This window comes from Pseudomonas sp. ES4 (genome assembly GCF_050586665.1).
Classification (GTDB): Bacteria; Pseudomonadota; Gammaproteobacteria; order Pseudomonadales; family Pseudomonadaceae; genus Aquipseudomonas; species Aquipseudomonas frederiksbergensis.
Genome location: NZ_JBOBDO010000002.1, coordinates 344,556 through 371,060 on the forward strand (window position 1 = coordinate 344,556; position 26,505 = coordinate 371,060).

The window sequence follows — 26,505 nt, forward strand, 5'->3', positions numbered from 1 at the left end:
CCGCTACGACGATCCGCAACGTCGAGCTAAAAGAATCCTAAGATGAGTCATGACAAGCGAGTCCGAGGTCTGCTAAAACGATTCATCAATTGCATCACCCAATCCAGACGGGGTAGCGACATGACCACAGCACACATCCTTGGCAACCTGTTTCCCGACGCCAGCGACATCCCGGAAAAATACCGCCTCGACGGCCAGACCGAGCAGCGTGAATACCTGGTCGACGGTGAGCTGAAAACCTGGTCCGGGCCCCTCGCCCAAGTCCGCAGCCCGGTGTACCTGACCGGCGAAAATGGCGACGAACAAGTAATCCTCGGCAGCACGCCGCTGCTCGATGCCGACACCGCATTGACCGCGCTCGACGCCGCCGTCCGCGCCTATGACCGGGGCCAGGGTCTGTGGCCGACGATGCGCGTAGCCGAACGCATCCAGCACGTCGAAGCCTTCCTCGCACGCATGCGTGAACAGCGCGAAGCCGTGGTCAAGTTGCTGATGTGGGAAATCGGCAAAAACCTCAAGGACTCGGAGAAAGAGTTCGACCGCACCTGCGATTACATCGTCGACACCATCAATGCGCTCAAGGAGCTCGACCGCCGCTCCAGCCGTTTCGAACTGGAACAGGACACCCTCGGCCAGATCCGCCGCGTACCGCTGGGCGTGGCGTTGTGCATGGGACCTTACAACTACCCGTTGAACGAAACCTTTACCACGCTGATTCCAGCGCTGATCATGGGCAACACCGTGGTGTTCAAACCGGCCAAGCTCGGTGTACTGCTGATTCGTCCGCTGCTGGAAGCGTTCCGCGACAGCTTCCCGGCTGGGGTGATCAACGTGATCTACGGCAGCGGCCGCGAGACCGTCAGCGCGCTGATGGCCAGCGGCAAAATCGACATCTTCGCGTTTATCGGCACCAACAAAGCCGCCAGTGACCTGAAAAAACTCCATCCAAAACCGCACCGCTTGCGTGCGGCATTGGGCCTGGACGCGAAAAACCCCGGCATCGTGCTGCCCGAAGTCGATCTGGACAACGCGGTCAGCGAAGCGCTCACCGGCTCCTTGTCTTTCAATGGCCAGCGCTGCACCGCGTTGAAAATCCTCTTCGTCCATGAAGACGTGGTCGAAGCGTTCATCGACAAATTCAACGCCAGACTCGCCAACCTCAAACCCGGCATGCCGTGGGACAACGGTGTGGCGCTGACGCCGTTGCCGGAAGCGAGCAAGGTCGATTATCTGCACTCGCTGGTGGCGGATGCCGTGAGCAAAGGCGCCGCCGTGGTCAACCCCAATGGCGGTGAGGCCCGCGCTTCGTTCTTCTACCCCGCCGTGCTGTACCCGGTGACGCCGCAGATGCGCGTCTATCAGGAAGAACAGTTCGGCCCGGTCGTGCCAATCGTGCCTTACCGACATCTGGACACGGTGATCGATTACGTTCTGGAATCAGACTTCGGCCAGCAGCTGAGTATCTTCGGCACCAACCCGGTGGCGGTCGGCCGGCTGGTCGATACCTTTGCCAACCAGGTCGGCCGGATCAACCTCAACGCCCAGTGCCAGCGCGGCCCGGACACTTTCCCGTTCAACGGTCGCAAGAACTCCGCCGAAGGCACGCTATCGGTGCATGATGCGTTGCGGGTATTTTCGATTCGCACGCTTGTGGCGACCAAGTTCCAGGAAACCAACAAAGAACTCATCAGCGAGATCATCAGCGGACGCAGTTCGAGCTTCCTGACCACCGATTACATTTTCTGAGGAAACCGAGCCTGAGCACATTCAGAGACCATCGACTGCCACCTCTGTTGCGCCGACTGCTGCGTCCGTTACTCGACCCGTATCGGCGCTATCGCCACGCCCGGGTGATCCACGCGGTGCGTGTGTCGCTGGGGTTGCTGGCAACGATCCTGCTGACCACCGGCATCAACCTGCCCCACGGTGAGTGGGCGTCGGTGACGATGCTGGTGGTGATCGGCGGCCTGCAGCATCACGGCAACATCGGCAAAAAAGCCGCCGAACGCGCCATCGGCACCTTGATCGGAGCCGGCGTCGGCTTGCTGCTGGTGGCGCAACAGGCGTGGCTCGGGATGCCGTGGCTGACCTATTTCGCGATGGCCGTGGTCTGCGGATTCTTCTCCTACCACGCCATCGGCAAGGGCGGTTACACCGCGCTGCTCTCGGCGATTACCGTGTTTATTGTCGCGGGGCATGGCGACAACCCGATCACCGACGGGCTGTGGCGTGGGGTGGACATCCTGATCGGCATCGCCCTGGCCCTGGCGTTTTCTTTCGCCTTGCCGCTCTACGCGGTTTATTCCTGGCGCTACAACCTGGCCGATGCCTTGCGCGACTGCGCGACGATCTACGGCCGCATCATCAATGGCCAATCGGTTACCGATGACGAACACCATAAACTGGTGGGCCGCCTGAACACAGTGATGGTGCAACTGCGCTCGTTGATGCCGTCGGTGTCCAAGGAAGTGCGGATTTCCATGACCGAACTCGATGCCATTCAGCGCCACTTGCGCATGTGTGTCAGCACTCTGGAAATCCTCGGCAACACCCGACCTGACGCCAGTGACCCCGATGCGATGGCCCGTCTTCAATTGGCGTTGAAAGCCGAGCATCGGCTGATTCGGGTGCAACTGATCGGTATGGCCAGGGCGCTGAAATCCGGTGCCTCCCAGCGGTTGAACCGGCCCGTCGAACTGCCGTCGGATTCAAGCCTGACCGCAACGGTTTACAACCCGCTGGACGGATATCAGTTATTGGTCCGACAGCTAGCCGCCAACATCGGCGAGATGCGCCAGCGCTTGGCCAAGACGGCACCGCGCTGGAACATCTGAAGTTTGTTTACGGCTTACTGCGTTGTTACCGTCCGACGAAATTTCAGGGTCCAACCCTGTTGCATGCCGGCAGCGGCCAACAGAATCGCGGCTACACCGATCCATTGCAGCGGCTCCAGGCGATGGCCGAAGGCAAACCAGTCAACGAAAATCGCCGCAATCGGGTAGATGAAGGACAACGCACCGGTCAGTGCCGTCGGCAGTTTTTGGATCGCGCCATAGAGCAGCACATACATCACGCCGGTATGGACAATGCCCAGGGTTACCAGACTGGCCCAGGCACTCGGCGCTTGCGGCAGTGCCGAAAAGTGCGCGAACGGCGCGAGTAACAGCACGCCGGTGGTGACCTGAATCAGCGCGATCAGATGCGGCGGTGTGCCAGTCAGGCGCTTGATGATCAACGCGGCAATCGCGTAAAGAAATGCCGCCCCCAACGCCAGAGCGATGCCCATCAGGTAATCATTACCGCTCTCGCCCTGCCCGCCATGTGCGCTGACAATCGCCAGCATCCCGAGAAACGAAATACCCAGCCAGAACAGTTTCTGCAGAGTGATTTTCTCGTTGAGGAACAACGCGGCCAACCCCACCAACATGAACGGCTGAACGTTGTAAACCGCGGTGCCGATGGCAATCGAGGCGCGGGAGTAAGAAGCAAACAACAGCACCCAGTTGCCGACAATCGCCACGCCGCTGAGCACAGCCAGCAAGAACGTGGTGCGGGTAAGAATGCCGGGACGGAGGAAGCCGAATGCCGCGCAGATCAGCAACAACGTGCCGGCGCCGAACACGCAACGCCAGAACACTACGTCCAGCACCGGTTGCCCGGACACCAGCACGAACCAGCCGATGGTCCCGGAAATCAGCATGGCGGCGGTCATTTCAAATGACCCGTGACGTATGGTTTTGTCCATCATCAGACTCCTGTGTTTGAGCCCAAAGTATGCCAATCCGACGAGGGGCTTCTCCAGCGCAAAAAGCAGGCTAAACTCGAAATCTGCCTTTTTTATCAAGGCGGTTTTAATTAATTGCCTAATAGGGGTTCGTCATGACCGACGATATCGACCAAGTGCTGATCACGGCATTGATGGAAGACTCACGCCGCTCGCTCAAGGCTCTGGCGCAAATCAGCGGCCTGTCTTCGCCCAGCGTCGCCGAGCGTTTGCGTCGTCTCGAAGAGCGTGGCGTGCTCAAGGGTTACACCGTCGAGATCGACCCCAAATGCTTTGGCTATCAACTCCAGGCCATCGTCCGTATTCGCCCGCTGCCAGGCCAGTTGCAGGAAGTGGAACGGCAGATCCAGGCCATTCCCGAATTTACCGAGTGCGATAAAGTCACCGGCGACGACTGTTTTATCGCTCGCCTGCATGTGCGTTCGATGGAACAACTGGACACCCTGCTCGACCGCCTCAACACCCACGCCGAAACCAACACTGCAATCGTCAAGAAAACCCCGGTCAAGCGCCGCTTGCCACCGATGGCGTGAGTTCTCACTCAAATCGCAGGCAAGAAAAAACCCGCCGAAGCGGGTTTTTTCCTCAAGGCTGACGATTAATCATCGCGACTCATGATGCCGAACAGCTGCAACAAGCTGACGAACAGGTTGTAGATCGATACATACAGGCTGATGGTCGCCATGATGTAGTTGCGCTCACCGCCGTGAATGATGGCGCTGGTCTGGAACAGAATGCAGACCGAGGAGAACAGCACGAAACCTGCGCTGATCGCCAGTTGCAGACCACTGATCTGGAAGAAGAAGCTGGCAACCACCGCACCCAGCAACACGAAGAAACCCGCAGTGATGAAGCCACTGAGGAAACTCATGTCCTTGCGGGAGATCAGCACATAGGCCGACAGACCGCCGAACACCAGCGCAGTCATCGCAAACGCGGAACTGACCACCTCGGCGCCGCCCTGCATACCCAGGTAACGGTTGAGGATCGGGCCGAGCAGGAAACCCATGAAACCGGTCAGGGCAAATGCCGACACCAGGCCCCAAGCCGAATCACGGAGTTTGTTGGTGAGGAAGAAAAGGCCGTAGAAACCGATCAGCACCACGAAAATGTTCGGGTAGCCGACGCGCATCTGCTGAGCGACATACGCCATCACGCCGCTGAATGCGAGGGTGAGAGCGAGTAAGCCGTAAGTGTTGCGCAGGACGCGGCTAACCTCTAGCTGCTCAGCCTGCACGCTGTTATTAACTGCGTAATCCTGTTCGCGCATGGCGACACTCCTGTTGGTTTGAAACGTTCAGTCGCAAAGATCATAACAGACGCTCTGTAACAAGCTATGCGGAGAGTTTGACAGTGTGTTTCATTCAGGTATTATGGCGCCCGCAACGCAAACGGAGGTGTGGCCGAGTGGTTTAAGGCAACGGTCTTGAAAACCGTCGACTGTAACAGGTCCATGAGTTCGAATCCCATCGCCTCCGCCATATTTGTATCGATAGAGCCCTGATTATTCAGGGCTTTGTCGTTTCTGGCTTTTGGAAAAATCGTCGAGCCCACACCTCAGCCCACACCCTGGATGAAGTATGGCTTTTCGACCAGCGGCTAATTTTTCGAATGGTCTCTTACCTGTATCTGCAGCCGTGAAGAACGGGGTTTGAATCAGCGTCCACAGGAAGCGCCGGAACGAAAACAGAGGTTGTGATCTCTTTTCGACACAGCCCAACAAACTACGCGTAAATCGGCATAGGGGTGGCCTTCATAGGCCGTTCCCCTGCGAGCAACCGACTCACTTGCGCCCAACTTACCGTTTGAACCGCTTTTTTGCCTTGTAAGACGCTACACACTTGACCTCGTTTCGGGAGAACCACAGTTCGTAGCCCAGAAACTTGCGACCCAATGCACTCGCCACCGCACTCTTGCTCTCGTTGACCCTCAAGTGCAGCTTTTCATACAGACGCTTCAGCAAAGCCATCACCCGCTGCCCGACCCTCTGGCTGCGCACGTAAACGTTCACATCATCGGCATATCTAATAGCCTTGAGACCGATCAACCACATTCAAGAGTGGCAGTCCCTCACACTCTCTTTGGAGATTCTCAACAATCACCGCCACACCACCTTCAATCTGCAAATCACTTGCAACATGAGGAGTCAGGAGCACTCGAGGGTGTTTCCAGAGTGGGTTGTCTTGGGCGGGAGGCTCTTGTACCAAAACATCCAGTACGGCACCTCCCAGACGGCCTTCATCCAACGCAGAGAGCAGATCCGCGTCTACAACGTGGGCGCCACGTCCCACGTTAATCAGTCCAGCGCCATAAGGGAGACAATCAAGCCTTGCTGCATTGAGTATTCCGTCTGTTTCGGGAGTCAGCGGCAACATGTTCACAACGATGTCGCACTGCCCTAAAAATTCCTCTAATTCGTCCAGGCCGACGTAACAGTGACCACCTGGCACCTCCTTCGAAGAACGACTCCAGCCGCTGAGTTGAAAGTCCAATGGCTGAAGGCGATCAAGCGCGGCGCGTCCGAGATTACCAACCCCCATGACACCAACACGCCGCTGTGAAGCGTGCACGATTGGTCGAGGTTGCCAGCGACCCCTGCGCTGATCCTCTTGGTAAGCGAGGATGTCTCGATGCAAGGCAAGAACACCAAACAGAACATACTCAGCCATGATGTCCGCCATCGAGCTATCTACCAGCCGTATGAGCGACACGTGAGCAGGCAAACGGGCCAAATCGAACTGATCAACTCCAGCCCCCGCAGCATAGAGGAGCCGAAGATTACCAAACTGCTCCACAAGGCTGGGAAGAGGCTCCCAAGCCAGGATGTAGTGCACCTCTGCCGGGTTACCGATATCAGGCCATTGGCGGAACTCTAGTTGAGGGGCGAGCGTTGACAGGCAATCTCGCCATTTCTGCGCATCGGCGGGATTGGCCATGTATAGGATGCACATTGAAAACCCCCTATTCGCCTTTCAAATGCGCATAGCTATCAACGAAACGCTTAAATTTGTGTTGGCCACACGTGTACGCTTCATACTTCGCGGGTAGAGCCTCACTCACGCAGGTTGGCACAGGTTCAACAACCGCATCGAAATCCAAATCAATAAAGAAAGGTATTGAATAGCGCTCTAGACCGCTGGTATTTATGACGCGATGCATTGTCGAGGTGTAGCGATCGTTGGTGAGGGTTTGAACCAGATCACCAATATTGACGATAAAAGTGCCTTCAACTGGAGGGGCAGTAACCCACTCCCCTGCACGGTTCCTGACTTGCAAACCGCCAACTGCATCTTGGGATAGGACCGTCAAGAAACCATAGTCCGTGTGCGCCCCAATACCAATCTCCTCTTGGGAAACTCTTCCGATCTGGGGCGGGTAACGCAAAATCCGCTGAATCGTGATGGGCTTACGCTGAAGGTGTTCAAAGTAATTTTGTGGTAGACCCAAGCTCAGCGCGATCCCACCAATAAGCATTCGCGCGAGTGCCAATACAGAGGAATGGTAATCTTCGGCAACCTTCTCAAATTGCGGCAGTGCCGACGGCATTTGATTAGGACCAAAAAATGGAGAGACCTCATCGTAATGAGCTCCGCAATCAAAACATTCTTTGAAATCGCGGGTATTAGCAGGATCGACGTTTTCCGCGTACATCGGTATATAACCACGTAGCGTGGGCCCGGAATTTACGACATTAAGCTTGTTCTTCTCATCAAAAGGAAGCTTGAAAAAGCTTTTGGTAAGCGCATACATCTCATCTATTAACTGCTGGTCAATACCGTGATTTTTTATATAAAAAAAACCCACCTTTTCGCATGCATCACCTATTTGGCTTGCCACCTCCTGTGGATTTTCGCCGTTTATGAGCGACGATATATCTATGACTGGAATTTCAGTGAAAGCTGTTTGTTTGCTAGCCAGACGAATATCAAATAACTCTGTCATGTATGTTCTCCTTTCAAGAATGTCAATTAGGCAGAAGATTTAGAAAGCACGGCGACGCCCTCTTTGATCTCACTGAGCCACATAATTCAACAGCATGCCCGCATGCTACTGCTCGTTTATTTTTCTCAAACTAATGTTCAAGAACCACTCATCATATAACGCCGCAAGGCAATACAATGGCCTGTGTCCGGCATTTATAAAAATCCGATCCAAAGATAAACACTCAACACCCTTCACTCACTGCAAAGGGCATCGAACTGCAAAATAGTGACAAAACAGTGGCCGTCGTCACTGGCCCGCTGTTGTTGCAGCAGTCGTGCCGTCAAACATTGCTGAAAAGCGGGGCTTGTTGGCTGAGTAGTATTCTGCAACTACCTTATCTGCCGAGCTATCACGCGCAGTAGCCATCATTTTCTCAAGGTCAGCTTTAGGGATTTTGAAGTTGGCGAAGAATCGAGCAACATCGGGGTGTTCTGCGCTAAAACCTTTGCGTGCGACCGCGTGGATTTGCTCAGAGCCTCCGAAAATCTGCTTCGGATCATCCAAATATCGCAGTGACCACTTGGAGAACATCCAGTGCGGGCTCCATGCGTTAATCAAAGACCACTTGTCACGTTTCAGATTACGGTCCAACTCGCTCAACATTCCAGACTCTGAAGAAGCGACCATCTTATAACCATCAAGACGATATTCTTTAATGGCCTTTTCCGTAAGTTTGTACTGACCATTACCCACTTCGGAAGTCAAAATCTTGCCGCCGAGTTTTTCCCTTACCTCTGGCTTGTTAAGGTCTTCGACACTGGCGATTTCACTGACAGAAATAGAAGTGGGTACCGCCATGCCAATCCGCCCCTCATAAAGCACCCCTAAGTCTTCGAGCTTGTCGCGGTATTTGTCATAAAAGGACTTGTGAGTGCTTGGCAGCCAAACCATAGGAATCAGGTCGATATTACCGTTAGCCAGCGCCTGGAACTGAATACCAATATCGGCCAGAACCAATTTAACCGGTTGTTTCAGGTGATCTCGCAACGCTGTATCTGCCAGCTTTACAGCGATCTCCGTATCCGACCAATTCACCCAACCAATACGGATAGGCGCGGGCTCCTCGGCTTGAGCTATCAGGCTGCTGGAGATCATAACCAAACCTGCAAGCCAGCCGGTACAAGTTTTACTGGATAACGTAATCATGTGCATCTCCGCGTGCTGTATTAATAGTTATTGGCAGGACAGCAGAAGCATCAACTTCCCTCATAAAAATGCGAAGCTAATATTAAACTTTCAAATATAAAGTTTCGCACCTTGTTCTGCCATGGAATCATTATCAACTCACTCACAATGCCTGTTCGAGCGCCGGTAATGCCTCAAACAAATCCGCAACCAACATGTAATCTGCAACTTGGGCGATCGGCGCCTCAGCGTCCTGGTTGATCGCGACGATTACCTTTGATCCACTCATACCCGCCAGGTGTTGAATGGCGCCACTGATACCTGCGGCGATGTAGAGATCCGGTGCCACTATTTTCCCCGTCTGCCCGACTTGCAAGTCGTTGGGGGCAAAACCTGCGTCCACTGCAGCGCGTGATGCGCCTACGGCGCCACCGAGCTTGTCTGCAACACGTTCGATCAATGCAAAATTCGCTTTGCTCTGCATCCCGCGACCACCGGAAACGACGACACGAGCGCTCGACAGGTCAGGCCTTTCGCTCACCGTCAGCTGTTCGCTTACAAAGCTGACAGTGCTTGCACTGCGCCCCCCATTTACGGCCGTGACTTCGCAGCGATCCTGATGGGACGAGGCTTGGGCAAAAGCCGAGGCACGGAGGGTCAACAACTTGACTGAATCGATGGACTGAACGGTGGCGATCGCATTACCCGCATAAATGGGTCGCTCGAAAGTGTCTGCCGACACAATTTTGATGACGTCCGAAAGCATTCCGACATCCAGGCTGGCCGCTACCCGTGGCAACACATTGCGACCCATGCTGCTCGCATCGGCCATTACATGGGTATAAGTGTCGCCCACTAGCGAAGTGATCAGTGGCTGGACATTTTCGGCCAGCGTCTTCTCGAACATCTCATCCTGCGCGAGCAGCACTCGATGCAGGCCCTTGGTAAGCGCGGCCTGTTCCGCAACGTCTGATGCCTCCGCCCCTCCCATCACAAGCAAATCCGTTTCGAAGCCCAGATCGATAGCAGCAGTAATTGCACTCAACGTGCCTGCCGTGAGTTGACTACCTGTGTGCTCGGCTATAACCAATGTGCGCATCAAACTAACCCCGCCACGTTTCTCAGTTTTTCCACCAGTTCAGATACCGAACTGACGTTGATACCTGCTTTTCGCACTGGAGGTGGCGTCACCTTGAGCAGCCGGGTGTGCTCCCTCACGCTCGCGCCCAAGCCATCAGCGGCAATCACCTCGAGCGGTTTTTTCTTGGCCTTCATGATGTTCGGTAACGAGGCGTAGCGCGGTTCATTAAGGCGCAGATCACAGGTAACAACTGCGGGTGCCGTAAGGGCCACAACCTGGCTGCCACCATCGACTTCACGCTCAACAACCCATCGGCCATCGGCATAGCTGATGGCTGAGGCAAAGGTGGCCTGACCACTACCTATTAATTGCGCAACCATCTGCCCGGTCTGGTTGTTCTCCTGGTCGATAGCCTGTTTACCAAAAAGGATCAATTGAGGCTTTTCGTTATCGATCACTTTGCTTAGGTATTTGGCCACGTTGAGCGGCTCGAGCATCGCGTTCGTTTCCACCAGGAGTGCTCGATCTGCGCCAAGCGCTAATGCCGTACGTAATTGTTCTTGCGCAGCAGAAGTGCCAACTGAAACGACCACCACCTCGCAAACCACGCCTTTTTCCTTAAGGCGAGTAGCTTCTTCCACTGCGATTTCGCAGAAAGGGTTCAAGGCCATTTTTACGCCATTCAGGTCGACGCCTGAACCATCGCCTTTAACACGAACTTTCACGTTCGGGTCGATGGCGCGTTTTACCGCTACGAGCACTTTCATAATTCCCTCGGGCACTCATCAATCGATGCAATGGATGAAAGGCGTGGATGAGCCAGTTCAGTCCTTGTTTTGACGGATGTTAATCCTGGATTTTTTGTTGCGCAAGCAAAATGTACACATGTGTCACCAACCATTGACACAGGTGTACATTTATCCTAATTTCTAGTCACCAAGCCTGATGAAGCCCACTTTGGAGCGCACCACGATGTCCAGCGATCCCTTGCTGCAACCCTATAAAATCAAGAATCTGACCCTCAGAAACCGGATCATGACCACCTCCCATGAACCGGCCTACCCTGTGGATGGCATGCCCAAGGATCTCTATCGCGCCTACCACGTGGAGCGCGCAAAGGCCGGTGTCGCCCTGACCATGACTGCCGGTTCCGCAGCCGTCTCCCGAGACAGCCCGCCGGTATTCAACAATGTGCTCGCCTACAAGGATGAAGTGGTCGGATGGTTGAAGGACCTGACCGATGAATGCCACGAACATGGCGCGGCAGTGATGATCCAGTTGACTCACCTGGGCCGCCGCACCCGCTGGGACAAGGCCGACTGGTTGCCGGTGGTGTCGCCGTCACACCGTCGCGAGGCTTCACACCGCTCCTTCCCGAAGAAAATGGAGGAATGGGACATTGAGCGGATCATCAAGGACTATGTAGACGCCGCGGAACGCATGAAGGCGGCAGGTCTCGATGGTCTGGAGCTTCAGGCTTACGGGCATTTGATGGACCAGTTCTGGTCGCCGTTGACCAATGACCTCGACGGCCCTTATGGCGGCTCGCTGGAAAACCGCATGCGCTTTACCTTCGACATCCTGCGTGGCATCCGCCAACGGGTCGGCGAAGACTTTCTGCTCGGGGTTCGCTACACCGGAGATGAAGAACTGCCCGGTGGCTTCAATGCCAGCGAGGGCATGCAGATATCCCACATGCTCAAGGACAGCGGACTGGTCGACTTCCTGAACGTGGTACGCGGCCACATCGATACGGACGCTGGCTTGACCGATGTCATCCCGATTCAGGGTATGCGCAACTCACCCCACCTCGACTTCGCTGGAGAGATCCGTTCGGCAACAGGCTTCCCGACCTTCCACGCGGCGAAGATTCCCGATGTTGCCACGGCGCGCTACGCGATCGCCTCGGGCAAAGTGGACATGGTGGGCATGACCCGCGCGCACATGACCGATCCGCACATCGTGCGCAAAATCATCGAGAAGCGCGAAGAAGATATTCGCCCGTGCGTCGGCGCCAACTATTGTCTGGATCGCATCTATCAGGGTGGCGCGGCCTACTGCATCCACAACGCAGCGACGGGGCGGGAAACCACCATGCCTCATGACATTCCCAAAGCCGCGGTCAAGCGCAAGGTGCTGGTGGTCGGTACGGGCCCTGCCGGGCTGGAAGCGGCGCGGGTCGCCGGTGAGCGCGGCCATGATGTAACGGTACTTGAGGCGGCTGACCAACCTGGCGGGCAGATTCGTCTGACGGCATTGAGCGAGCGTCGTCGCGAGATGATCAGCATCATTGATTGGCGCATGGCGCAATGCGAACGACTGGGGGTGAAGTTTCATTTCAACACCTGGGCCGAAGCCGACACCGTGCAAGCCTTCGAGCCTGACGTGGTCATCGTTGCGACCGGCGGTCTACCGGATACCGAGGTGCTCCGCAAAGGCAACGAACTCGTGGTTTCAACCTGGGACATCATTTCCGGTGACATCAAGCCCGGTCGCAACGTACTGATCTTCGACGATGCCGGGGATCATGCCGCCCTGCAGGCAGCCGAAGTCATCGCCAATAGCGGCGCGAAAGTAGAAATCGTGACCCCTGACCGCTCGTTTGCACCTGAAGTCATGGCCATGAACCTGGTGCCCTACATGCGCAGCCTGCAGGACCTGGACGTCACCTTCACCGTCACCTATCGGGTCGACACAGTGGAAAAACGTGATGACGGGCTCGTTGCAACCTTTGGCAGCGATTACGGGCAGGTTCACAAGCAACGCGTGGTCGATCAGGTGGTCGTCAACCACGGCACTCTTCCTCTGGACGACTTGTACTTCGACCTGCGTCCTCTCTCCACCAATGGCGGCGCGGTAGAGCAGCATGACCTGATAGCCGGCACGGCACAGAACATCGTCACCAATCCCGAAGGACGTTTCCAGCTGTTCCGGATCGGCGACGCCGTGTCTGCTCGCAACACCCACGCGGCCATCTACGACGCTTTGCGCCTGGTGAAAGAAATCTGAATTCGAGCCTTCATTCTTGTTGGAACGGAGGCTCGCCAAAAACAAGAGGGGGAACCATGTCAGCAGTGACCATTAAATCGAAGGCGGCAGTCGCTTTTGGCCCAGGACAGCCGTTGCAGCTGGTGGACATTGATGTCGCACCGCCCAAGGCTGGCGAAGTACGGGTGCGAATCGTGGCAACCGGTGTCTGCCACACGGATGCTTTTACTCTGTCGGGCGACGATCCCGAGGGGATCTTTCCTGCCGTGTTGGGTCATGAGGGTGGCGGGATTGTCGAGTCGATCGGCGAAGGCGTGACGTCATTGTCGGTCGGCGACCATGTGATTCCGCTGTACACGGCCGAGTGCCGGCAATGCAAATTCTGTCTGTCGGGCAAGACCAACCTGTGCCAGGCAGTCAGAGCGACACAGGGCAAGGGCTTGATGCCTGACGGAACATCGCGCTTCTCCTTTGAGGGCCAGCCGGTGTTCCATTACATGGGCTGCTCGACCTTCTCCGAGTACACGGTATTGCCAGAGATCTCCCTGGCCAAAATCCCCAAGGATGCGCCTCTAGAGCAGGTGTGCCTGCTGGGCTGTGGCGTGACCACAGGCATAGGTGCCGTACTCAACACTGCCAAGGTCGAGGCCGGGGCAAGCGTTGCGATATTCGGGCTCGGCGGGATCGGGCTGGCGGCCATCATCGGCGCGAAAATGGCCAACGCCGGGCGAGTCATCGCCATTGATATCAACCCGGCCAAGCGGGACGTCGCCCTATCGCTCGGCGCCACCGATTTCATAAACCCCATGGACTATGACAAGCCCATCCAGGACGTGATTGTCGAGCTCACCGACGGTGGCGTGGACTATTCGTTTGAATGTGTCGGCAACGTCAAATTGATGCGAGCTGCTCTGGAGTGCTGCCACAAGGGCTGGGGTGAATCGATCATTATCGGTGTTGCCGGTGCGGGCCAGGAAATCAGTACCCGCCCTTTCCAACTGGTAACCGGGCGCGTCTGGCGTGGCAGCGCGTTTGGTGGAGTCAAGGGCCGCACGGAGCTTCCCAGCTACGTCGAGAAAGCGAGCACCGGCGAAATTCCGCTGGAAACCTTCATCACTCACAACCTTGGCCTTTCAGACATCAACAAGGCTTTCGAATTGATGCATGCAGGGCAAAGCATCCGCACCGTCATTCATTTTTGACCAAGGCACTGCCGTGATACCGGCCAGCGCTCACACCCGCATCACAACCCAAAGGAAATCAAAATGTCTGTTTTTACCCATGTCACTGTCGGTACCAATGACCTTGCCGAAGCACGGACCTTCTATGATCGTGTTCTCAAAGAAATTGGTCTTAACCGTGTTGCCGACCTTGATGAATCCGGCTCCATTTGGGGCGTGGATAAACCGTCGTTCTTCGTGCTAAAACCCGCCAATGGCAATCCTGCCAACGTTGGCAATGGCGTGACCGTGAGTTTCGAAGCGCCAAGTCGCGCTGCAGTACATGCATTCCACGAAACCGCACTCGCGGCGGGTGGCACCTGTGAAGGCCAACCGGGTTCGCGTAGCTGGGCTGAAAATGCCTATGCCGCTTACGCTCGGGACCTTGATGGCAACAAACTGGCTGTCTACTGCTTCAAGGCCGAATAATCGCAATCGGTTGACGCTTTCTACAGTGAAGGCCCTTCAGCGGGCCTTCACTGTCAATCCCCTGCCCTGGCTACATTCCCCGACGCGCAACTTCAGCGCCGGCCTTTACCGCCGTCCCCACAATGGACTCGATGTTCTGATCGGCCATCGACTGCAGCGCTGCCGCCGTCACGCCACGATAAGCCATCAACGACTCAATCATTTGTCGCGGATCGCGGCTGGCAAGCATCTGGCCTCCCCCCACCACCACGCCTTGTGCAGCGCGCTGCGCGATGGCTAGGGGAATTCCCGCAGCCACCGCCTGATTAGTCAGTGCCATTTGCAACATCGCCGGGAAGGCCGGCCCAGTCCCGGACAATGCACTGAGATAATCAATACAGTCTTCATCAGGCACTTCGTCCGCCGAACCTACGCACTCGAACAGTCGCTGCACCCATTGGCGGTCGCGCTCAACAAGGTTTCCGGCACAGTACCAGGGCGTGAACGACTGCTTGATTTCCACGGCCGCATTCGGCATGGCCCGCACGATTACATCTGCACCGGTTGCCGCGCTGATGACTGCCGCCGGAACTCCGGCCATCAGAGAAATCACTAACTTGCCGCGGGCGTTGATCAGCAGTTCGCGAAACTGCTCCGGCCGGATGGACAGCACGACAATATGGCTGAGGTCCACCAACTGCTGGTTGTCGGCCAGCAGCCTCACGCCTGGCTCGAAAGCACTGACGCCGGAGCGGTTCGAGATCAACAAATGGTCAGGCTTGATGAAGCCGCTTTCAAGGAGCGCCTGCGCGATTGCGCGCCCGAGCCAGCCGGTGCCCCCAATGATACCCAGGGTTCTATTCTCCATCGGCAGGAGACTCCTCGAATGTATCGACCAAGGGAACGAAAACACCGGGCTCTTTTTCTGCGTAGCCGAACTTTCCATAAAAGCGGTCCAGCTCGCGACGCTTCGGTACCTTGCCGGTAAACACGCTCACGTACTGAGGAATCCGTCGAAATCGCACGACAATATCTTCATTGGTTTTCATCGAGATGTAGCCGATCTGTGTGAGATAGATCGTCCTGGCCCGAACGTCAGCCCCCTCGACGTCGTAACCAAACCGTCGGAACATCGCGGCCAGGGCATTCATCCGCGCTTCATCGGCTAAAGCGATTTCAGCTTTGACTTCGTCCGATTGCAGCGCCCAACTGCGCACGGCAAATTCAAACTGCGAGTCGAACAGCTCAGGGTTCAGCCAGCACTCGAAGACGTTGAGAATCGCTTCGGAAATACTTTCTGCATAACTCTCACATTGGCTGACCATACCGCCGGTGTTCTTGTCCCGCCAACGAGCCAGGAGTGCCGCTAGCAGCTGTTCTCGATCTTCATAGAACCAGTAGAAGCTGGTACGAGACAAATTCAAACGCTTGGCCAGCGGCATCACCCGCACAGCATCCACACCCGACTCTTTGAGAGCATCGTAAGCGGCATCCAGCCAACCATCGACGGAGCCTCGCCAGCCTGCGTCCTGCGCTTTGGTTTTCGCCCTTCCTGTCTGTGACATTCGGGTTGCACCTTTCTTTGAAAATTCTTCGTCACTGTACACCTCGGAATCTGTGGCGTACACGGCATGTACATCGGCGTACATTTTTTAGACATATGTTCGCCATGCCAAGAGGATATTGCGCGCGCGATTTTTTTTGGATAACGCCACGTCATCCTTTGGCCCAGTAAAAAAGTTGTTGGACGTTGCGATCCATTGAAACCAAATAATGGCTGCGCCAAAAACTTCAGGCAGGTTGCCCTATGAAATTCAATAATAAAGTGGTGGTCATTACCGGCGCTGCCGGCGGTGTCGGACAGGCGCTAGCACTATTGTTCGCCCGAGAAGGCGCCAAGCTTGTCTTGTCTGATCTTGATGAAGCCGGTTGCAAATCAATCTCCGCCAAAGTCCGTGACCTGGGCGCAGAAGTCCACTACGTGGCAGGCGATTTACGCCGAAAAGAATATTGCGAAGCGATTGTCCAAACGGCCGTCGATGTTTTTTCGGGGATCGACATCGTATTGAACAATGCGGGCATCATTCCCCGCGGCACGATTGAGGAAACCACCGACGACATGTGGTTCGACGCCATGGGCGTAAACCTGAATGCGGTGTTCTTCATTTGCCGTGCCGCGATACCGCACATGAAAAATCGCCCGGGCGCCGCAATCGTCAACACATCATCTGTCTGGGGCATTTATCCCGGCCCCGCTCATGTGGCGTATTGCACAAGCAAAGGGGCTGTTGCGGCATTAACCAAAAATCTGGGCCGCGATTGCGCCCCTTTGGGCATCCGTGTCAACGCCGTATGCCCGCACGAAATCAACACCCCGATGATACGCAGCGGCTTTGAGCGTCGCGGCCTGGATCCGGACAAAGCCGTGCAAGAACTGAACAAGAGCGTGCCATTAGGCCGCATCGCCGAGCCTGAAGACATTGCGGATGTCATCGCATTTCTGGCGTCCGACGAGGCCAGGTACATCGCCGGTGAAACGGTAGAAGTCACAGGCGCCAAGCCGGTATCCGGCTAAGGAGAGGTAGCGATGCTCAACGGTAAAAATGTAGTGGTGACCGGGGGCGGCAGAGGGATTGGCCGAGGCATCACCGAACAATTGCTTGAGGCGGGAGCTTCTGTGTTGATCGCTCAGCGTCAGGCACTGGACGCCGACTTGCAAAATCACCCTCAAGTCTATTTCGTCGAGGCTGATCTCGCCTCGATGGAGTCACCCAATTTGATTGCCAAGTTCGCCCAGGAGCAGCTTGGCGGAATCGATGTCCTGGTTAACAACGCCGGGTTCATGTTCGAGAAATCCATTGATGATATGAACGAGCAGGACTGGGATCGCATGATGGCAGTCAATCTGCGGGCGCCAGCATTCTTGTGTAAGGCGTTGGTGCCTCAGATGCGTCATCGAGGCGGTGGCAGCATCATCAACATCGGGTCGATCGAAGGGATAGGCGCCAACCCTGAACATGCCGCGTACTGTGCCTCCAAGGCCGGCATCCATGGGCTGACCCGAGCCTTGGCAATCGATCTCGGCCGGGACGGGATCCGCTGCAATGCCATTGCTCCAGGGTGGATCAATTCCGAGTTGAGTGATGCGTACCTCGCCGCTCAAGCTGATCCGCGTGCGGCGCGCCAGGCACTCCTGCGCCTTCACCCGGTCGGGCGTACCGGATTGCCGGCGGATGTTGGCGGGACAGTCGTTTTCCTGGCCTCCGAATCATCGGCCTTCATCACCGGGCAGGTGCTGGTGGTGGATGGTGGGCGCACTGCGAAACTACCACTGCCGTTTTGATCGAATTCGCCCAGCTCGGTCGAAACTGACGATGCCTCGAGAGTTCGCGTATGCACAGTTGAGCGTCCTGAAACTGGTGGCGAATGGGTGCTAAATGCTCTCGCCGGGTACTGATACCAGGCGTAGGATCGATACGATGACTGCTAATCATGCGTCGTTGGAAGGTGACTTCCAACCAATCTGCATTCACGCGCAAACGCAAGACATATACCGCCGCACTGTAAGGCCACGCGACCCTTCGCAGTACAAGGGCCGTGTTCTCACAACAACAAAAGCGAGGTGAAATCATGTCTGGTAATCGTGGTGTCGTGTATCTCGGCGCAGGCAAGGTCGAGGTGCAGACCATCCCCTATCCGAAAATGCAAGACCCGCGCGGCAAGCGCATTGACCATGGCGTGATCCTGCGCGTGGTTTCGACCAATATCTGCGGCTCCGACCAGCATATGGTACGTGGCCGGACCACGGCCCAGGTCGGGCTGGTGCTTGGCCATGAGATCACAGGCGAGGTAATCGAGAAGGGCCGCGACGTGGAGAACGTGCAGATCGGTGATCTGGTCTCGGTGCCGTTCAATGTCGCCTGCGGCCGTTGTCGCAGTTGCAAGGAACAGCACACAGGCGTTTGCCTGACGGTCAACCCGGCGCGCCCCGGCGGTGCCTATGGCTATGTGGACATGGGCGACTGGGTTGGCGGCCAGGCCGAATACGTGCTGGTGCCGTATGCCGACTTCAACCTGCTGAAGCTGCCTGATCGCGACAAGGCGATGGAGAAAATCCGCGACCTGACCTGCCTCTCCGATATCCTGCCGACCGGCTACCACGGCGCGGTGACCGCCGGTGTCGGCCCTGGCAGCACGGTGTATATCGCCGGTGCCGGTCCGGTCGGACTGGCTGCCGCCGCCTCCGCCCGTCTGCTGGGTGCGGCGGTAGTGATCGTCGGCGACGTCAATCCACTGCGTCTGGCCCATGCCAAGGCTCAGGGCTTCGAGATCGCCGACCTGACCAAGGACACTCCACTGCACGAGCAAATCGCCGACCTGCTCGGTGAGCCGGAAGTCGATTGTGCGGTCGATGCGGTGGGCTTCGAAGCCCGTGGCCACGGCCATGACGGCGCACAGCACGAGGCCCCGGCCGAAGTACTCAACGCGCTGATGGGCGTGGTGCGGGTCGCCGGCAATATCGGTATCCCCGGTCTGTATGTCACCGAAGACCCGGGCGCGGTCAACAAAGCCGCCAAGCATGGCAGCCTGAACATCCGTTTCGGCCTCGGCTGGGCCAAGTCCCACAGCTTCCACACCGGCCAGACCCCGACGATGAAGTACAACCGCCAGCTGATGCAGGCGATCATGTGGGACCGCATTCACATTGCCGAGGTCGTCGGCGTGCAAGTGATCAGCCTGGACGACGCGCCGCGCGGTTACCACGAGTTCGACGCCGGGGTGCCGAAGAAATTTGTCATGGACCCGCACAAGCTGTTTAGCGCGGCCTAAGGGGTAGGTTGGGAAAAGGGCAGCGTTGAGCTGCCCTTTTTTATCGCCGTGCCTCGCCCTGAAAACCAACCACGCATTGATTACTTCATACACTCAGGTGCGTTCACGCCTTTGCCTTAATCGCATACAGCCCACCAATAATCACCAACGCAGCACCGACAACCACCCAGGTGTCCGGGCGCTCGGCAAACACGATCACACCAATCAACGTGGCGAACACCAGAAGCGCATAGTTGAACGGCTGCAGGGAAGAAGCGGTCGCGTATTTCAGTGCTTGTATGAAGAGAATCTGTGCGACTACTCCGGTCAATGCCAGGATCCCCATCAAGAGGCCCTGGACTGGAGTCGGAGTCACCCATGCAGGCAGCCCCGCAAATGTGACCGTCAGGGCACCCACACTTGCCATGTAGAGCATGTTCGTTGCGAAGGAGTCGTGCTGGCTAATCCGGCGCGTCAATACGTTGAACACCGCGAACGCCAAAGCAGCCAGCAGGGGGATCAGCGCCGCGAGTTCAAAGACGCCCGCGCCTGGTCGGAGAATGATCAGTGTGCCGGTGAACCCTATCGCCGCAGCAACCCAGCGCCGCAGCCCTATGAACTCCCCAAGCACCGACCCCGCCAATGCCAGTGTCATCAGCGGAAATACGGCATAGAGTGCATGCATTTCGGCCAGGCCCAAATATCGTAGCCCCACTGCAAACAGTACGGTTTCACCCACAGCCAGCAACGCTCGAATGATTTGCAGCCAGGGGTGCTTACTGCGAAACGACGCTTTTGCCCTACCGTGGCAGGCGGCATATCCGAGTGCAAAAACGACAAACACCCAATAGCGCATCATGACCAGTTGGGCGACCGGGAAGTCTTTGACAAGCACCTTGGTTATTCCGTCCTGGCTCGCAAAGATAAGCATTGAAAGCAGGCATAGAAAGATCCCGAGTTGTGGTCTCGCGACCCCAGGGTTAGCGGCGACAGTGGGCGCAGTATTTTTTGTTCGGTCGCTCTTCAATCGCAACTCGGCCATGCCCTCCTCCTTAAAATTTCAGCAACGGCCTGTTTTTTACTTCGCCATTCGCATTTCTCTCGAAGGCCGGTAACCAAAACTCATCACGCCCACAAGCGCGAGCGCGCAGGATGCCTTCCAGATATTTCTCATGGATTATTCCGTTCTTATTAGTGACTTGTTAAACGGCCTTTATTGGAAAGTCCGACAACTTAAATTTGTTAACCTTCTCGCCCGGCCCAAAACTCATGCCAGCGAATAACCGAACTGACGCCCAGTTTCGTTATTATTTTAGGTGGTAGCTTGCTGGGGCCTGGTGCGTGACAGAAGCTATCGAGAAACGCCGAACGCGTGCCCGATGCCAACTCCGCAGCCATCACACCTGCCAGGGTGCTTTTCACAGTACCCAGTCCATTTTCGCAACATGCCGAATACAGATTTTCTTCAATCTCGCCAAATGCCGCAGCACTGTTACGACTTAAGCACAGGCGGCCGGCCCAACTGAATTCCAACGCCGTGGATTTCAGCTCGGGAAAGCGCGCATCCAGGGAGTGACGCTGCTCCTTAGCCACCGCAGCTACCTGCTCTGGAGTGACTTGGATGCTCGGTTCATAGGTGAACTTTGTCCGAATGACAATTCGCGAGAGACCGTCTGAAGAGATCTTGCGAACGGTCGCTCCCATTGGATCAGCCGGCAGCAACGCCCACTTGGCTTTGCCCGGCACCTCTTTCCTGAATTCATCATCACTGTATGCCGCCGTCATGGACGCGTAAGTGAAGACGTGCAGCAGGCGCCCTTGATAATGGCCGAAGTTTTCAATGTGCCCGTTAACCCCGAGGATGACCTTGGGTGCGTGCACCGTACCGTTATGAGATCGAGCGCTCCAACCGCTTCCCTGCTTGGTCAACTCAATAATCGGAGAGCGCTCGAACAGCGTGATTTTCCCGTCGAGCCCTGCTGCCAGGTCTCTAATGTATTGCGCGGGTTGAATCATCACCGCGCCGGGAGTGTAGATCCCACCGTGGTAATAGGTGGACCCGGTGATTTCACGCATTTGCGCGGCATCAAACATCTCGAACTTTTCGCCAATGCGCTCAAGGGATTGAGCGTAATTGACGTTCAGCTTCAATCCCCGCTCAGTGGCGGCCGCGTTGATCTTCCCTGAAGGGTCGAAGGTGTCGGCGGACATGCCGTACTCCCGCGCAGCTTCAGCGGCAAATGCAATCGCAAAACGATTTTGCGTGATTTCCAGGGCCGTTGCAGACTCGCTCGCCACGGAGTATTCCCCGGACGACAGACTGTGCGGCACATCGATCATGAAACCAGAGTTTCTGCCCGCCGGCCCCTTGGCGACTTCATGAGCATCGACCACAACAATGCTGTCACCCGGGTGTAACTGTGAAAGCCTGCGAGCAGCGGACAGGCCAGCAAAACCGGCACCGATAATCAGCCAATCCGCCGTCACGTTTCCATCAAGCATGCGGACAGGCGCAGTGCGTGCGGAAATCGCCTCCCAACCTGAAACCCCGGTATCTACCGGCAGGCGCTTGATGGTATGGGCGCTCATTTTTCGGTCTCTTCGTCCGACCGATCAGACACATCGATCCAGATGGTTTTGATTTCGGTGTACTGGTCATGGGCGAAAATGGATTTGTCCCGACCGCCGAAGCCCGACTCCTTGTAGCCACCGAATGGTGTCGATGCGTCGCCCTCACCAAAGCAGTTCACGGTAACGATGCCCGCGCGAATTTCCCGCGACAACTTGATTGCCCGCCGCAGACTGCCTGTATATACCGAGGCGGCCAAGCCGTAGACCGTGTCATTGGCCAACGCAATGGCTTCGCTGATCGTGTTGAACGTGGTGACCGAAAGGATCGGGCCGAAGATCTCTTCCTGGAACAGCCGGTCGTCTCGACCAACACCGTCAATCACCGTTGGCTCTACAAAGGCACCGTTTTGGGTCGCGCCACCGTAAACAACTTGAAGCTTTCCGGCGGTGGCGTGCTCAAGGTACGACTTCACTTTTGCGAAATGCTCTGGGCTGACCAGCGACCCTACGCGATTCTGCGGATCGAGTGGGTCACCCATCTTCCATTCGCGGATGTAGGCGCCCATGCGCTCCAGCAGCTCGTCTTTAACAGACGCATGGACGATCAGACGTGAAGTCGCGGAGCAGTTTTCGCCCATGTTCCAGAATGCGCCATTGACGACATGCTGAGCGACGAGATCCAGGTCTTGGGCATCGTCCATCACCACGGCCGGATTTTTTCCGCCGCACTCAAGGACGATGCGTTTCAGGTTCGAATCGGCGGCGTAATGCAGGAAACGGCGGCCGGTCGCGGTGGAGCCGGTGAAGCTGACCATGTCGACATCGTTATGCAAACCGATGGGCTCACCAACGTCTTTACCCGTGCCGGTGACAATGTTGAGTACACCAGCGGGTATACCGGCTTCAAACGCCAGCTGAGCGACACGCAGCGTAGTCAGCGAGGTTTGTTCAGCAGGTTTGACGATGACCGAACAGCCCGCAGCAAGCGCCGGACCGATTTTCCAGGCAAGCATCAGCAGCGGGAAGTTCCAGGGCAATACACAGCCCACCACGCCGATCGGCTCCCGGACTACCATGGTCAGCGCGTCGCTGCCAACCGGTGCTGTGTTGTCATAAATCTTGTCAATCAGTTCTGCGTGCCAGCGGATCGTGTGGATGGTGTCCGGGATGTCGACCAACTGACATTCACTGACCGGTTTGCCGCTATCGAGACTTTCGAGGACGGCCAGTTCGTGTTGATGGCTTTCAAGCAGGTTTGCAAACTTCAACAGAACCGCTTTGCGCTCCCGAGGAGAGATAGATCTCCAGCGTCCATCCTCAAAGGCCTCCTTGGCATTGCTCACTGCGAAGTCGACATCATCGGACGAACACGCTGCAACGTCGGTCAAAAAGTCACCGGTCGCCGGATTGTTCGTGGCGAAGGTTTTGCCAGAGAGCGCAGGTTTAAACGCACCATTGATGAACGCCTTGGATGGCAACGAAATGTCTTTGGCCAGAGCGGCATATTCGGCCTTGCTCAGAAGATCACCCATGGCTGGCTCCCGAAGAAATGTTGGCTACGTTACGTTTGAGTTCTGTAATGACCGACGCGAAACTCTGTTTTTCGTCCGCTTCAAGTGGCTGCAATGGCAGGCGCACGTTACCGACTTTCAATCCCGCAACTTCGCAGCCGTACTTGATCGACTGCACGAACTTGCCACCGTCCAACGCATTCATCAGCGGCATCATCGCCGACATGATTTGACGGCCTTTGTCGAAGTTCTTTTCGATCACGCAGGCTTCATAAAGCGCAACGTGTTCCTTGGGCAAAAAGTTGGAACCTGCGCACACCCAACTGCGGGCGCCCCAGGCAAAAAACTCAAGGGCCTGGTCGTCCCATCCGCAGGACAAGGCGATGTTGGGGAACTGCCGGGCCAGCCTATGCACCTGGCCCATGTCGCCAGAACTTTCCTTGATGGCGACAACGTTTTTCGATTGGCTGACACGCGTGAAATATTCTTCGTCCATCGAAACGCACATGCGCCCCGGATAGTTGTAAAGCATGATCGGCAAGTCCGCCGCGCGATCGATAGTGAGCGCGTGAATCGCGTTTTCCTGTGAGGTTGGCAGCGCATAAGGCGGGGACGTGACGAGAATGGCGTCAGCTTTGATCGATTTGGCATCCTTGGCGTACTGAACCGCATCTTCGGTACGAATCGCCCCGGTACTGACGATCAGTTGCACCCGAGTGCCGATCACATCTTTGGCGTAGGCCGCCAACTCGGTGCGTTCTTCGGAGGTCTGCGCATAATACTCGCCGGTCGACCCGCCGATAATAATGCCGTGCACCTTAGCCTCAATCAGCGACTCCAAAACTTGCGAGTACACATTCCAGTCAATCTCCCCGTCCGAGTTATAAGGAGTTACTGCTGGCGTATAAATACCTTCAAATTTCAAGATAAATGCTCCGAATGCGAGTCAGGTGGAAGATAAACGAGCGCGTCAGCGTTGATGCCTTGAGGCGCAATAAAAAACTCCATGTTTCACGGGACACAGGCCCTGACGTTTAAAGTCCCTGCAAAGAGCAGTTTTCTGCTTTCACAAATGACCTGCAGAGGCTGTGTTACCAACTAGTGCGGTGGACTGCTGAATCCAGACTCGCATGCGCCAAGAAGGTGGTCAATAGTGTGTATTGCTGCCGCATACCTTTCTGAAAGGGTAAATCCTTCAGTCAATAAAATTAATTTCCCTTAATATTCAACAACATAAAAAATCATCGCCGAAGCGGCGGCATCAATCGATAACATTTGTTTATGCATTGATAAGAGTAAATGTTTCTTGTTGACGCACGATTGCCGTCGTAGCCTTACAACAGCGATATTCTACCGATACATTGGATAAAGATTTTCTCGTACAGTCGTCTCATTAATTTAAGATCTGGTTTCCCAGGCTCGAATTAAGGTGATGTAGAAATATAGCTATTGATGCAAACATTGGCATTCCGGAAATGTCTGCATGAGTAAGGACTTGAACGAAATGAGTGCACGGATGGCACCACCATCCAAGAAGGCACACTTTTCGTAAGGCGCTTTCTGGACGTGGTAAACCGTTCCGGTTCGCGGATAGAAGCAGCACAGTTTGATGGGCTTGCATCCTCAGACGGTACTGCGAACTCAAGACCGTTTGGCCTCACCTCGCTGAGCAGGCTGAACGTTTCGCCCCCTTGGTATTTTGGAGTGTGTTGACCGTGAGCACTAAATCGGCAGTTTCAAATCTTATCGCGCAGCGCAAGCCTGACCACGCGCTGCCAGGTGCCCTTTATAGCGATCCAGACGTTTACAGGCAGGATCTGCAACAGATCTGGCACAAAAGCTGGATCTTCGCAGGGCACACATTTGAGCTGGAGAAGTCAGGTCAGTACCTGTCGCTGCAAATCGGCGACTACCCTGTCGCTATCGTGCGCGGCGCAGACAAGCAGATTCGTGCATTCCACAACGCCTGCCGCCATCGCGGTTCCAAGGTGTGCCCGGAAGCCAGCGGCAAAGTTGCCAAACTGGTGTGCCCTTACCACAAATGGACATTCGAGCTGGACGGCAAACTGCTTTTCGCCGGGAACATGGGGGACGATTTCGACAAGTCTCAGCATGGGTTGAAGTCGGTGCATTGTGAGGTCGTCGAAACGTACATCTATGTGTGCGTTGCAGAGGTCGCCCCAGACTTTTCGTCGTTCAGAAAATCCGTCACCCCTTTCGTTGCGCCTCATAACCTGGACGACTGCAAAGTCGCGTTTGAGTCGAACATCATTGAGAAAGGCAACTGGAAACTGGTTTTCGAGAACAACCGTGAGTGCTACCACTGCGATTGTACTCACCCGGAATTGATGCACTCATTCGTGGACAACCCATCGGTGGGTGGCGCCGGCGGCGATGAAGATCCCGAACTCAAAGAGCACTGGGATCGCTGCGAGGCGGCAGGTCTGCCTAGCCGATTGGTCATGGATGATAAAGGTCGTTTCCGAATGACGCGCATCCCCCTGTTTTCCGGGGCTGTCAGCTACACAATGGATGGCAAGCCTGCGGTCGCTGGCCGGTTGGACACCACCGGAGAAGCCAACATCGGAGCGCTGCTGTATTTCAACTACCCATCAACCTGGAACCACTTTCTAGGCGATCACGCGCTGAGCTTCCGCGTACTGCCCATTGGTCCGGGCGAGACGTTGGTCACCACAAAATGGATCGTCAAGAAGGACGCGCAAGAAGGTGTCGACTACGACATCGATCACCTCACCAAGGTTTGGCTTGCAACCAATGACCAGGATCGCACCTTGGTTGAAGGGGCACAGGTCGGCGTCAGTTCTCCTGCTTATGAGCCTGGCCCATTGTCGGTAGCCAGCGAAATTGGTGTGTGTCAATTTGATGATTGGTACTGCAAAACGATGCTTGATCAGCTCAATGACACTATCCCGCTAAGATCTGTCGGCTAAGTGCAACACTGCCGGTGGTGAGAATCATGAATGATCACCACCGGCATCCCCTTCAGTTCTGCCTTGAGCAATA

23 protein-coding genes, 1 tRNA gene and 1 pseudogene are annotated in these 26,505 nt (G+C 55.9%); 11 read left to right on the top strand and 14 right to left on the bottom strand.

Features of this window, described 5'->3' with window-relative positions; translation table 11 throughout:
* The first annotated feature begins 120 nt into the window (after nt 1-120).
* Nucleotides 121-1,746, top strand: a complete 1,626-nt coding sequence (locus ACQ4OB_RS03755; RefSeq protein ID WP_076030740.1) for an NADP-dependent glyceraldehyde-3-phosphate dehydrogenase — start codon at nt 121-123, stop codon at nt 1,744-1,746.
* A 44-nt stretch (nt 1,747-1,790) separates the two neighbouring features.
* Nucleotides 1,791-2,834, top strand: coding sequence for an FUSC family protein (locus ACQ4OB_RS03760; protein WP_074877646.1), 1,044 nt, complete (start codon nt 1,791-1,793; stop codon nt 2,832-2,834).
* 14 nt (nt 2,835-2,848) lie between these two features.
* Here the strand turns inward: ACQ4OB_RS03760 and ACQ4OB_RS03765 are convergent, their stop codons facing one another.
* A complete protein-coding gene (locus tag ACQ4OB_RS03765; RefSeq protein ID WP_076030739.1) occupies nt 2,849-3,745 on the bottom strand; it encodes a DMT family transporter in 897 nt (298 codons plus the stop codon).
* Between the two features lie 134 nt (nt 3,746-3,879).
* Here ACQ4OB_RS03765 and ACQ4OB_RS03770 point away from each other — a divergent pair, with 134 nt between their 5' ends.
* Nucleotides 3,880-4,317, top strand: a complete 438-nt coding sequence (locus tag ACQ4OB_RS03770; RefSeq protein ID WP_008155029.1) for an Lrp/AsnC family transcriptional regulator — start codon at nt 3,880-3,882, stop codon at nt 4,315-4,317.
* A gap of 65 nt (nt 4,318-4,382) precedes the next feature.
* Here the strand turns inward: ACQ4OB_RS03770 and ACQ4OB_RS03775 are convergent, their stop codons facing one another.
* Complete coding sequence (locus tag ACQ4OB_RS03775) at nt 4,383-5,054, bottom strand: Bax inhibitor-1/YccA family protein (RefSeq protein WP_045057637.1); 672 nt, start codon at nt 5,052-5,054, stop codon at nt 4,383-4,385.
* A gap of 123 nt (nt 5,055-5,177) precedes the next feature.
* On the opposite strand from ACQ4OB_RS03775, the gene ACQ4OB_RS03780 reads away from it, so the two are divergent.
* Nucleotides 5,178-5,265, top strand: a tRNA-Ser gene (locus ACQ4OB_RS03780).
* A gap of 320 nt (nt 5,266-5,585) precedes the next feature.
* Here ACQ4OB_RS03780 and ACQ4OB_RS03785 read toward each other — a convergent pair.
* The 6 genes and pseudogenes from ACQ4OB_RS03785 to ACQ4OB_RS03810 all read right to left on the bottom strand — a co-directional run.
* A pseudogene (locus tag ACQ4OB_RS03785) lies at nt 5,586-5,813 on the bottom strand (reverse transcriptase domain-containing protein); the annotation flags it as partial.
* The gene (locus ACQ4OB_RS03790) at nt 5,809-6,720 is read right to left on the bottom strand and encodes a 2-hydroxyacid dehydrogenase (protein WP_430955157.1); all 912 of its coding nucleotides are present in this window, start codon (nt 6,718-6,720) and stop codon (nt 5,809-5,811) included. The pseudogene ACQ4OB_RS03785 and the gene ACQ4OB_RS03790, both read right to left, overlap by 5 nt.
* A gap of 25 nt (nt 6,721-6,745) precedes the next feature.
* Nucleotides 6,746-7,726, bottom strand: coding sequence for an isopenicillin N synthase family dioxygenase (locus ACQ4OB_RS03795; protein WP_102614275.1), 981 nt, complete (start codon nt 7,724-7,726; stop codon nt 6,746-6,748).
* Between the two features lie 288 nt (nt 7,727-8,014).
* Nucleotides 8,015-8,914, bottom strand: coding sequence for a glycine betaine ABC transporter substrate-binding protein (locus tag ACQ4OB_RS03800; protein ID WP_430955158.1), 900 nt, complete (start codon nt 8,912-8,914; stop codon nt 8,015-8,017).
* A gap of 142 nt (nt 8,915-9,056) precedes the next feature.
* Nucleotides 9,057-9,992, bottom strand: a complete 936-nt coding sequence (locus tag ACQ4OB_RS03805; protein WP_102614273.1) for an electron transfer flavoprotein subunit alpha/FixB family protein — start codon at nt 9,990-9,992, stop codon at nt 9,057-9,059.
* Nucleotides 9,992-10,741, bottom strand: a complete 750-nt coding sequence (locus tag ACQ4OB_RS03810; protein WP_430955159.1) for an electron transfer flavoprotein subunit beta/FixA family protein — start codon at nt 10,739-10,741, stop codon at nt 9,992-9,994. The genes ACQ4OB_RS03805 and ACQ4OB_RS03810 overlap by 1 nt, the downstream gene beginning before the upstream one ends.
* Nucleotides 10,742-10,946: 205 nt before the next feature.
* Between ACQ4OB_RS03810 and ACQ4OB_RS03815 the strand changes: the two genes are divergently transcribed.
* The 3 genes from ACQ4OB_RS03815 (at nt 10,947) to ACQ4OB_RS03825 (ending at nt 14,611) form a co-directional block, all read left to right on the top strand.
* Nucleotides 10,947-12,983: an NADH:flavin oxidoreductase gene (locus tag ACQ4OB_RS03815; protein WP_102614271.1), complete on the top strand. Its 2,037-nt coding sequence runs from the start codon at nt 10,947-10,949 to the stop codon at nt 12,981-12,983.
* A 56-nt stretch (nt 12,984-13,039) separates the two neighbouring features.
* Nucleotides 13,040-14,164, top strand: coding sequence for an S-(hydroxymethyl)glutathione dehydrogenase/class III alcohol dehydrogenase (locus tag ACQ4OB_RS03820; protein WP_183679611.1), 1,125 nt, complete (start codon nt 13,040-13,042; stop codon nt 14,162-14,164).
* A gap of 63 nt (nt 14,165-14,227) precedes the next feature.
* Nucleotides 14,228-14,611, top strand: coding sequence for a VOC family protein (locus ACQ4OB_RS03825; protein ID WP_095631894.1), 384 nt, complete (start codon nt 14,228-14,230; stop codon nt 14,609-14,611).
* A 70-nt stretch (nt 14,612-14,681) separates the two neighbouring features.
* On the opposite strand, the gene ACQ4OB_RS03830 is transcribed toward ACQ4OB_RS03825, so the two are convergent.
* Together ACQ4OB_RS03830 and ACQ4OB_RS03835 are read right to left on the bottom strand one after the other, a co-directional pair.
* Nucleotides 14,682-15,458 (bottom strand): pyrroline-5-carboxylate reductase family protein, encoded by a 777-nt coding sequence (locus tag ACQ4OB_RS03830; RefSeq protein WP_430955160.1) that lies wholly within the window; start codon nt 15,456-15,458, stop codon nt 14,682-14,684.
* Nucleotides 15,448-16,155 (bottom strand): TetR/AcrR family transcriptional regulator, encoded by a 708-nt coding sequence (locus ACQ4OB_RS03835; protein ID WP_095632016.1) that lies wholly within the window; start codon nt 16,153-16,155, stop codon nt 15,448-15,450. Before ACQ4OB_RS03835 ends, ACQ4OB_RS03830 begins: the two co-directional genes overlap by 11 nt.
* A 242-nt stretch (nt 16,156-16,397) precedes the next feature.
* Between ACQ4OB_RS03835 and ACQ4OB_RS03840 the strand changes: the two genes are divergently transcribed.
* The 3 genes from ACQ4OB_RS03840 to fdhA all read left to right on the top strand — a co-directional run bounded on the left by ACQ4OB_RS03840 (nt 16,398) and on the right by fdhA (nt 19,420).
* Nucleotides 16,398-17,165: an SDR family NAD(P)-dependent oxidoreductase gene (locus ACQ4OB_RS03840; protein ID WP_095942149.1), complete on the top strand. Its 768-nt coding sequence runs from the start codon at nt 16,398-16,400 to the stop codon at nt 17,163-17,165.
* Between the two features lie 12 nt (nt 17,166-17,177).
* Complete coding sequence (locus ACQ4OB_RS03845; RefSeq protein WP_102614268.1) at nt 17,178-17,933, top strand: SDR family NAD(P)-dependent oxidoreductase; 756 nt, start codon at nt 17,178-17,180, stop codon at nt 17,931-17,933.
* Between the two features lie 287 nt (nt 17,934-18,220).
* Nucleotides 18,221-19,420 carry a formaldehyde dehydrogenase, glutathione-independent gene (fdhA, locus tag ACQ4OB_RS03850; RefSeq protein WP_102614267.1) on the top strand — a complete coding sequence of 400 codons (1,200 nt, stop codon included), beginning with the start codon at nt 18,221-18,223 and terminating at the stop codon, nt 19,418-19,420.
* Between the two features lie 103 nt (nt 19,421-19,523).
* Here fdhA and ACQ4OB_RS03855 read toward each other — a convergent pair whose 3' ends face one another.
* From ACQ4OB_RS03855 to ACQ4OB_RS03870, 4 genes are all read right to left on the bottom strand, one after another.
* Complete coding sequence (locus ACQ4OB_RS03855; RefSeq protein ID WP_430955161.1) at nt 19,524-20,441, bottom strand: DMT family transporter; 918 nt, start codon at nt 20,439-20,441, stop codon at nt 19,524-19,526.
* A 200-nt stretch (nt 20,442-20,641) separates the two neighbouring features.
* A complete protein-coding gene (locus ACQ4OB_RS03860; protein ID WP_430955162.1) occupies nt 20,642-21,988 on the bottom strand; it encodes an NAD(P)/FAD-dependent oxidoreductase in 1,347 nt (448 codons plus the stop codon).
* Nucleotides 21,985-23,502 carry an aldehyde dehydrogenase gene (locus ACQ4OB_RS03865; protein ID WP_430955163.1) on the bottom strand — a complete coding sequence of 506 codons (1,518 nt, stop codon included), beginning with the start codon at nt 23,500-23,502 and terminating at the stop codon, nt 21,985-21,987. Before ACQ4OB_RS03865 ends, ACQ4OB_RS03860 begins: the two co-directional genes overlap by 4 nt.
* Entirely contained in the window at nt 23,495-24,406 is a 912-nt protein-coding gene (locus ACQ4OB_RS03870) for a dihydrodipicolinate synthase family protein (protein ID WP_102614263.1), read from the bottom strand. The genes ACQ4OB_RS03865 and ACQ4OB_RS03870 overlap by 8 nt, the downstream gene beginning before the upstream one ends.
* Nucleotides 24,407-25,196: 790 nt before the next feature.
* Here ACQ4OB_RS03870 and ACQ4OB_RS03875 point away from each other — a divergent pair.
* Entirely contained in the window at nt 25,197-26,432 is a 1,236-nt protein-coding gene (locus ACQ4OB_RS03875) for an aromatic ring-hydroxylating oxygenase subunit alpha (RefSeq protein WP_102614262.1), read from the top strand.
* The last annotated feature ends 73 nt before the right edge of the window (nt 26,433-26,505 follow it).